Origin of the sequence: Synechococcus sp. R55.7 (genome assembly GCF_047461955.1) — a bacterium.
In the GTDB taxonomy this organism is placed as follows: Bacteria; Cyanobacteriota; Cyanobacteriia; order Thermostichales; family Thermostichaceae; genus Thermostichus.
The window spans coordinates 5,371-9,450 of sequence record NZ_JANSIC010000101.1 but is presented as its reverse complement, the minus strand read 5'-3'; the positions used below and the strand labels follow the sequence as shown (position 1 = coordinate 9,450).

2 protein-coding genes are annotated in these 4,080 nt (G+C 59.8%); one reads left to right on the top strand and one right to left on the bottom strand.

Features of this window, described 5'->3' with window-relative positions; all coding sequences use genetic code 11:
* Positions 1-78: 78 nt before the first annotated feature.
* Positions 79-1,260, bottom strand: coding sequence for a CRISPR-associated endoribonuclease Cas6 (gene cas6 / locus NW820_RS07020; protein WP_011432245.1), 1,182 nt, complete (start codon positions 1,258-1,260; stop codon positions 79-81).
* A 415-nt stretch (positions 1,261-1,675) separates the two neighbouring features.
* On the opposite strand from cas6, the gene cas10 reads away from it, so the two are divergent.
* Positions 1,676-3,991 (top strand): type III-B CRISPR-associated protein Cas10/Cmr2, encoded by a 2,316-nt coding sequence (cas10, locus tag NW820_RS07015; protein ID WP_414329364.1) that lies wholly within the window; start codon positions 1,676-1,678, stop codon positions 3,989-3,991.
* Positions 3,992-4,080: the final 89 nt, after the last annotated feature.

Sequence of the window (4,080 nt, the reverse complement as noted above, 5' to 3'; positions counted from 1 at the left end):
GCGATCGCTTCTTTCCTGAACCATGTTCAGGAGAGTTCAGCGTGAATGTATCAGGCTCAACAAAGTACCTCAAGTCATCTAGGGAAGACTGCTCGACGAGTAGTCCTGGGATCCAGACTGGAGAGAGCGGCGGGCCAGCTTGGCATAGGTCTTCACCGTCTCGTAGGGCATCTCCAAATCAGCGGCGATCTGTTGTAAGCTCTCTCCACCTTCGCGGCGGGCCAGGATCGTCGCCCACAGTTGGGCAGTTTTTTCGGCGCGGGATCCCCCTTGTCGTTGCCGCTGGCTGAGAAAGAGGGCGCTCAGCTCCTCGATCCGCTGGGCCACCTGCTCTTCCCGGGAAGGGACAGGGGAGGCGGGTAGCTCTTCGGCCAACCAACCCAGGCGGGTTTGCCCTAGCCCAAAGGGGGTTTTGTGGCCGGTGCCGCAGTAGGGGGCAAGGTGGATCAGGGCTTGGAGCTGCTGCTGCAACAGCTCAGGCGCACGGGAGGAGACAGCCAACTGCACACAGCCGATGAATCCCGTCACGGATCCCTGGCGACCTGCGGTGGTTTTGACCGATTCCAGACGGTGCCGCTGGATGATCACTTCCCCATCCACCCAATCCAGAAAAGGCTCCGCCTCGATGGGCAGACCGGAAAAATCGTTCCAACGGCGCAGATAGCTGTGGAACAGGTTGCGAGGGATCGGCAGCGGCAGATGGTGGCCCCGGTGGCGAAAGCTGGTGGGCGAGACGAAGGAAAGGCTCCAGGAGCGGGGGGAAAGAGGCTGCTCCAACAGTTGACGATAGGTGCGCGGGGGGATCGAGATCTGCCATCCCAGGATCTGCAGCGGGGATCCCCGCAATTCCAGCCAGGTGGGCAGCCGTTGGCACCACCCTCGCAGCCACTCCACCACCGGCGGGTTGAGGCCGGTGATCCACCAGCGGAAGGGGAGATGAGGCGGGATCAGCGGTCGCCCCCCCTGCTCGCGGAACGGCCCCATCAGCCGGGAGAGGGTAAAAGGTTTCTCCGATTCTCCATCGTGCAAATAGGCCGATAGCTGCGGGTCTGTCTCTTGCACCTGGCTCAAGAACCAGGCGTGCAGCCCTTTGGCATAGTGGGGATCCAGCAGGTAAGACCGAGGAGCCTGAACTTCCAAGGTGATCCCCACCAACTCGGATCCCGTCGGCCACTTGCCGTTCGCTTCTCTATCAGCAGATGGCTCTGAGAAACTCAGCATAGGCACAGCCCATTCCCAGTCCACAGCAACAATCAACACAAAACCCAACTTTCCATTGAGAAAATTTTAGAAGGGATCCCTTCTTATTGGGTTTACTCTCGAATTGCCCGTTGTACAGGCAGAAAAAATCTCACAATCTGAAGAAAGCCTTGAAATCGTCTGCAACCCATCGCACTCGATCTATACTGCTAGCAAGCTAGAGGACTGAAAACCATGAGGCGAGAGCGTTTATCGGATATGGCTGAAACAATCGGTAACCTCAATGGCATCTCTCGGCTTGATTCGATTGGTTACCCACCCAACCGGCAAACCCTTTTTTGAAGGGCTTTGGTCTTCCGCGAAGGATTAAAAATCGAGGCCAATTGCCCCCAGCCTTTAGGGATCTGTCCGTCGCAGCCGATGGAAGCCCTGTCCAAGACTTGTCTTCCTTTTTCGCATTTCGCAGGTGCTGCTCATGACCCCTACTTCTGCTCCCTCTCCCGTTCCTGTTGCCTTGGCCTGGTGCCTGGCGTGGGGAGAACAGCGGGATCCCCAGTTTGCCCTGGAGACCTTGCAGCAGATGCGGGCCGCCGTTCGCGCCGACAACGAGGCCGGGATCCCAGAAGAGCTACGGCCCATTTTGGCTCAGGTGCGCCAATTTCAGGAGAGCATGGCGGCGAAGACCTTTCCCAGAACCCCGGCGGAGCTGCAATCCCGCTACCCGGAGCTGTGGCAGCAGACAACCCGCATCGGCTTGGTTTACGGGGGGGCCACCAAGATCAAGAGCTATGTCTTCGAGTCGGCCAAGCTGTCGGAAATCCGCGGGGCCTCCGCTTTGTTGGATCGCATTAACCTGGTGGATCTGCCCGCCTTTTTCGGGGATCCCGAGCAAACCTACCTGGGATGGGAAGGTTTGGGGAAAGAGTCTCAAGCAGAGCTGAGGGCCTATGTGGCCGAGCAGATCCGGCCTTGGCTGCAGCAGCACTACCCGGCTTTGGCGCAAGCCCTGATCCCGGAGCTCATCATCTACTCCACCGGGGGCAATCTCCTGGCCTTTTGCCCGGCGGCCCATGTGGACGATCTCTGTGAGGCCATCGAGCGGCGCTACACCGAAGAAACCCTCACCGCTAACGCCTGCGCCGTGGGATCCGCCTTTCGGCTGCTGGAACTGCGCTACGGCCTGTTGCGGGATCCCATCGAACGCACCCCCTGGCTGGATTGGCTGGCGCAACACAAAACCCATCCCCTGGTGAGAGCCTATTTTGGGGATGGCAGCGAAGCCAGATTTCAAGACCGCAAAAGTTTCAACGAGTTGGTGGGTTACCTGGCCGCCCGCTTCAACCACCGCCGCAACGGCAATCCGGATCCCGGTCGCCCCAGCCGCGCCCATCCCGCCTTTTTTGAAACCCATCCCTACCTGCGCCGCGACAGCACCGACCGTCGCCCTGCCATCGCCAAAGCCGACCTGGTCGATCAGCCCTGGCTCTCGGAAGCCACCGCTCGCAAAGCCCTGGTGGGTCGCCAGGCCAAGCGCATTGAAACAGGCAAGCAAGGGTGGTTCCGCAAGTTCCCCACCTGGGATCCCGGCTTTGTGGAAAGCTGGGTAACGCGATTTGCCCGCTTTCTCAACTCTCCCGCCGGCGAGCCCTACCGGGAGCGCTATTTGCAGCCCCATCAGGGATCTGTCCAGGGGATCGGCGAGGCCCAATCTCTACGGGAAGTGGCCAACGCCAGCCTGGGCAGCCAGGGCTTTGTGGCTTACCTTTACGCCGATGGCAACGACATGGGGGGCTATGTGCAGCAGATCCAAACCCCAGAAGCCTACCGACAATTTAGCCGGGATGTTTCCGAGGCAACGGAAAAAGCCGTTTACCACGCCCTCGCCCAGCACCTGCAGGCCCATCGGCTGCACGGCCTATCCCCAGATCCGGAAACCGGCAGAGACCGCAACGGCGAGTGGATCCACCCCTTCGAGATCCTGACCATCGGCGGAGACGATGTGTTGGTGGTGGTGCCTGCCCACAAAGCCCTGGAAATTGCCGCCACCTTCTGTGAGCAGTTTGAGCAGCTCCTGCTGGACACCTCGGCAACCTATGCAGCTCAATCTTCCGGCAAGGTGCCTCACCGCTACCCGGCGGCAGATCGGAAGCTCTGTCGGCTCTCCGCCTCGGTGGGGGTGCTGATCGCCTCGGAAGACACCCCCATTTACTACGCCGAAAAGCTCACCGAACAACTGTTGAAATCCGCCAAGAGCTACGCGAAAAAGCTGAAGCCCAAAGACAAGGACTGCTCTGTGGCCACCATCGACTTTCTCTCGTTGAAGTCGGTCGCCCTGGTTGTCTCCAGCATCCAGGATTTTCGTCGGGAAGCTCTGGAGATCCGCCAGAACAGCCACACCCTCAAGCTCTACGCCGGCCCCTATACCGTCCCGGAAATCCACGGGTTGCTGAGAACGGTACAAGCCCTGCAGGAGGCCAATTTTCCTCGCTCCCAGCTTTATCAGATTCGCAGCTTCTTGGAAAAAGGCAAACGCACCGCCACCCTCAACTATCTCTATTTCCGCAGCCGCCTGGGCAAAAAGGGGCAGCCGCTGATGGAGGCTTTTGAGCGCACCTGGTGCAAGGCCAAAACCAACGACGGCCACCTTCCCCCCTGGATGTATGTTGAGCCACAGGTATCCTCGTCAACGCCAACCTATGAAACCATCTGGCGGGATCTGGTGGATTTGTACGCCTTTGTGCAAAAACAGCCCCAGGCCGAGGGTCGGCCCGTTCTGGCGGAGGTGGAGTGATGGTGAGACTGGCAGAGCTGCCCCAAGCGGGGCGAACGATCACCTCTATCCCTTTGAGGGCCACCCTCGCCTCTGCCCTGGCGGTGGGA